2 protein-coding genes and 11 tRNA genes are annotated in these 4,279 nt (G+C 38.8%); 12 read left to right on the forward strand and 1 reads right to left on the reverse strand.

Features of this window, described 5'->3' with window-relative positions:
• Positions 1-33: 33 nt before the first annotated feature.
• The 3 genes from C9J51_RS18565 (at position 34) to C9J51_RS18585 (ending at position 767) form a co-directional block, all read left to right on the forward strand.
• A tRNA-Tyr gene (locus C9J51_RS18565) sits at positions 34-118 on the forward strand.
• A 6-nt stretch (positions 119-124) separates the two neighbouring features.
• Positions 125-200 (forward strand) — tRNA-Asn (locus tag C9J51_RS18570).
• A 477-nt stretch (positions 201-677) separates the two neighbouring features.
• Positions 678-767: transfer RNA gene (locus C9J51_RS18585), tRNA-OTHER, on the forward strand.
• 300 nt (positions 768-1,067) lie between these two features.
• On the opposite strand, the gene C9J51_RS18590 is transcribed toward C9J51_RS18585, so the two are convergent.
• Positions 1,068-1,382: a monooxygenase gene (locus C9J51_RS18590; protein ID WP_045039044.1), complete on the reverse strand. Its 315-nt coding sequence runs from the start codon at positions 1,380-1,382 to the stop codon at positions 1,068-1,070.
• Positions 1,383-1,488: 106 nt separating this feature from the next.
• Here C9J51_RS18590 and C9J51_RS18595 point away from each other — a divergent pair, with 106 nt between their 5' ends.
• From C9J51_RS18595 to C9J51_RS18635, 9 genes are all read left to right on the forward strand, one after another.
• Complete coding sequence (locus C9J51_RS18595; RefSeq protein ID WP_107275276.1) at positions 1,489-2,397, forward strand: LysR family transcriptional regulator; 909 nt, start codon at positions 1,489-1,491, stop codon at positions 2,395-2,397.
• Positions 2,398-2,500: 103 nt separating this feature from the next.
• Positions 2,501-2,591, forward strand: a tRNA-Ser gene (locus C9J51_RS18600).
• Positions 2,592-2,633: 42 nt separating this feature from the next.
• A tRNA-Asp gene (locus C9J51_RS18605) sits at positions 2,634-2,710 on the forward strand.
• 49 nt (positions 2,711-2,759) lie between these two features.
• Positions 2,760-2,835, forward strand: a tRNA-Thr gene (locus C9J51_RS18610).
• Positions 2,836-2,844: 9 nt separating this feature from the next.
• Positions 2,845-2,929 (forward strand) — tRNA-Tyr (locus C9J51_RS18615).
• Positions 2,930-2,948: 19 nt separating this feature from the next.
• Positions 2,949-3,023: transfer RNA gene (locus tag C9J51_RS18620), tRNA-Gly, on the forward strand.
• 6 nt (positions 3,024-3,029) lie between these two features.
• Positions 3,030-3,105: transfer RNA gene (locus tag C9J51_RS18625), tRNA-Asn, on the forward strand.
• Between the two features lie 77 nt (positions 3,106-3,182).
• Positions 3,183-3,272 (forward strand) — tRNA-Asn (locus C9J51_RS18630).
• A 76-nt stretch (positions 3,273-3,348) separates the two neighbouring features.
• A tRNA-Asn gene (locus tag C9J51_RS18635) sits at positions 3,349-3,440 on the forward strand.
• The last annotated feature ends 839 nt before the right edge of the window (positions 3,441-4,279 follow it).

Here is a 4,279-nt window from a genome sequence, read left to right on the forward strand (position 1 = left end):
GTTCGACTCCGGTAGTCGGCACCATTAAATTTCGGTGGGATTCCCGAGTGGCCAAAGGGAGCAGATTGTAAATCTGCCGGCACTGCCTTCGAAGGTTCGAATCCTTCTCCCACCACCATATAATTCCTTCTTAGTTCAGTTGGTAGAACGGCGGACTGTTAATCCGTATGTCACTGGTTCAAGTCCAGTAGAGGGAGCCAAATAGAGAAGCCCGCAAGAAATTGCGGGCTTTTTTACGCCTGAAATTTGTCAACCATTGAATGATAAAGATGCGAATATTCTTCCCATCACCCTATAATTCTTTCTTAGTTCAGTTGGTACTCTTTATTGGGGAGCTTAGCGGCCTGTTAATTCACATGTCACTGGTTCAAGTCCAGTAGAGGGAGCCAAATAGAGAAGCCCGCAAGAAATTGCGGGCTTTTTTACGCCTGAAATTTGTCAACCATTGAATGATAAAGATGCGAATATTCTTCCCATCACCCTATAATTCTTTCTTAGTTCAGTTGGTACTCTTTATTGGGGAGCTTAGCGGCCTGTTAATTCACATGTCACTGGTTCAAGTCCAGTAGAGGGAGCCAAATAGAGAAGCCCGCAAGAAATTGCGGGCTTTTTTACGCCTGAAATTTGTCAACCATTGAATGATAAAGATGCGAATATTCTTCCCATCACCCTATAATTCCTTCTTAGTTCAGTTGGTACTCTTTATTGGGGAGCTTAGCGGCCTGTTAATTCACCTGTCACTGGTTCAAGTCCAGTAGAGGGAGCCAAATAGAGAAGCCCGCAAGAAATTGCGGGCTTTTTTATGCCTGAAATTTGTCAACCATTGAATGATAAAGATGCGAATATTCTTCCCATCACCCTATAATTCTTTCTTAGTTCAGTTGGTACTCTTTATTGGGGAGCTTAGCGGCCTGTTAATTCACATGTCACTGGTTCAAGTCCAGTAGAGTGAAGCCAAATAGAGAAGCCCGCAAGCAATTGCGGGCTTTTTTACGCCTGAAATTTGTCAACCATTGAATGATAAAGATGCGAATATTCTTCCCATCACCCTATAATTCCTTCTTAGTTCAGTTGGTGTTAGTTATTGGACCTTGATTAATATTAGTCAGTGGTTGATTAATATCAAAAATAACACCACGTACTTCAGATACTCCTAATTGTTGTAAGCGTACTGTGTGCATAGCTAAATAGGCTTTTGCTGTTGCTTCAGTTTCAAAAAGGTAGATACCGCCAGCTAATTTTTGTTGTGCATTTTCAGTCCAAATTTTCCAAATCATACCTGGTTCTTGATTGATTGATTTAGCAAGATCCGTCAATGCAGCAGTCATATCTTCACCAAAAGGCCCATTAAATTCGAAATCAACTTGTAGTAATTTAGTCATCAGATTGTCTCTTTTATATGTGAGTTTGTGTTTTACTTATTATTATCTATAAAAAATAAACAGAAAAGTTCATAATATTGTATTTAAGTGTGAAAAAAGTAGATATATGAGATTGAAAAGTACGTTAGATCAGTGGTTAACATTGTATGAAATCGATCGTGCAGGTAGTTTTCAAGCAGCAGCAATTGTATTAAATAAAAGCTATACCACACTTATTTATTCAGTAAAAAAACTAGAATCACAATTAGGTATTACTCTTATTGAGGTGAAAGGACGTCGAGCTGTCTTGACAGAAGACGGTAAATCTTTGTTACGACGTGCAACGACGATGCTAGAGCAAGCACGTGAATTGGAAAATATAAGTAAGCAGCTTTCCAAGGGGTTTGAATCTGAAATAACGATTGCTGTTGACCATTTATGTGATTTAGCTTGGCTCTACAAGCCGATGGAACAGTACGTAAATATTAATGGTGCAACATCTGTTCAAGTTGTTGAAACATCATTAACAAAAACCACAGATATGGTAATTAATGAGCGAGCCGATATTTCAATTATTAATTTACCTATAACAAATTATTCAGCAGAAGCTTTTGGTGTCATAACAATGGTGCCAATAGTCGCTGCGACTCATCCGTTAGCCTTAAAAAATATTGTATCTCTTACTGATATATCGACACTTCCTCAGATAGTGATTAGAGATTTAGGTTATGAACCGACAAAAAAGCATCAGCAAGATGTTGGTTGGTTGAAGTCGAGACAACGTATTACAGTTGACAATTTTACTCATGCATTTCAAGCGGTGGAGCAAGGTGTTGGTTTTTGTCGTATACCGGAGCATATAGTGAGGGATAGGAATAAAACTCAAGTGGTTGTACTTGAAGTAGAGCACGCACAAAAGTACCAAGTACCGATGCACTTAACGCTTCCTAAAGGAGCTAAGACCGGTCCAGCAGCGAAAGCTTTTTATGATATATTATTGCAGTCAGCCGGTCATCGACGTAAACAATACTCATAATTGAACACAGAGAGATCGAATTGAACAAAGGCTGTTCGCTTGAGTTATTCTTTATAAATAAGAGTTTACAGAGTAACTGGAAGCCGTTATTATTCTCGGCATTGGAGAGATGGCTGAGCGGTTGAAAGCACTGGTCTTGAAAACCAGCATACGTTTATAGCGTATCTAGGGTTCAAATCCCTATCTCTCCGCCAAATTCTAATAGCTTGATATATTTCGAGTTACTATAAAGAATTGGAGCGGTAGTTCAGTTGGTTAGAATACCGGCCTGTCACGCCGGGGGTCGCGGGTTCGAGTCCCGTCCGCTCCGCCAACATAAAGACATAGTGCTATTTATTAGCATGCTATGTAACGAAATTTGTGCCGACTTAGCTCAGTAGGTAGAGCAACTGACTTGTAATCAGTAGGTCACCAGTTCGACTCCGGTAGTCGGCACCATTAAATTTCGGTGGGATTCCCGAGTGGCCAAAGGGAGCAGATTGTAAATCTGCCGGCACTGCCTTCGAAGGTTCGAATCCTTCTCCCACCACCATAATTTGTAAAGATACATCGCAGGTATCGTATAATGGCTATTACTCCAGCCTTCCAAGCTTGAGATGCGGGTTCGATTCCCGCTACCTGCTCCAGATAATTCCCTCTTAGTTCAGTTGGTAGAACGCCGGACTGTTAATCCGTATGTCACTGGTTCAAGTCCAGTAGAGGGAGCCAAATAGAGAAGCCCGCAAGCAATTGCGGGCTTTTTTACGTCTGGATAAAAGTGAGTCAGGTTCCTGATTCCAAACAATTCCCTCTTAGCTCAGTTGGTTCCTTTTTATTAGAAGCTTGGCGGACTGTTAATCCGTATGTCACTGGTTCAAGTCCAGTAGAGGGAGCCAAATAGAAAAGCCTGCAAGAAATTGCGGGCTTTTTTACGTCTGGAGAAAAGTGAGTCAGGTTCCTGATTCCAAACAATTCCCTCTTAGCTCAGTTGGTTCCTTTTTATTAGAAGCTTGGCGGACTGTTAATCCGTGTATCACTGGTTCAAGTCCAGTAGAGTGAAGCCAAATAGAGAAGCCCGCAAGCAATTGCGGGCTTTTTTACGTCTGGATAAAATAACAGGTGATGCGGGTTCGATTCCCGTTGTCTACTCCAAACAATTCCCTCTTAGCTCAGTTGTTTTCTTTTTATTAAAAGCTTGGCGGACTGTTAATTCACATGTCACTGGTTCAAGTCCAGTAGAGGGAAGTCAAATAGAAAGATTTTTTATATTTAGGTGGTAACAAAAATTCAGCGAGGTAAGCATAAGTATAAATGACTTTAATGATTAGAGAGAAATGTAGAGCTATATAAAGTTATTAGACTAATAAAACCCTTTGGGTTTGTAAGTAAGTAATTGAAGAGATTTATAAAATAATCCCGAATGAATTTAGTCGATAATACGCTTAAACGCTATGTTTTTATTCAGAAGCTTAAAAATGAAATGAATAGCAAAAAAAACACTATAACAATTAGAATTTAATATTCAGAAACAATAAGTAACAAATTATATCAACTTAAAAAAACAATGTTTAATTTAACGCTATCAATGAGTAAGGACATGGTTATAATTAGTGTAAATAATAATGTAAGTATTTACAGTTATACATAGCACTCTGAACGTAAACTATTGAGTTTAAACATATGAATATAATTATATGTTAACGTGATCTTTGTTTAAAATTAAGACTAATGATAAGCTGTCAATGTATTGACGTGGCGTTGTTTTTCAGGTGAAAACATACGGTAACTGTATTGTTGGTTTGGTTGTATGAATAAATAACGATAATTTAAATATATCAATATTGATTTAAATTATGCAGTTTGGCGGTTATGCCATCAGGAATTTTAAAGGTTGGGCGTTTTT

The sequence above is a fragment of the Photobacterium iliopiscarium genome (assembly GCF_003026395.1).
Taxonomy (GTDB): Bacteria; Pseudomonadota; Gammaproteobacteria; order Enterobacterales; family Vibrionaceae; genus Photobacterium; species Photobacterium iliopiscarium.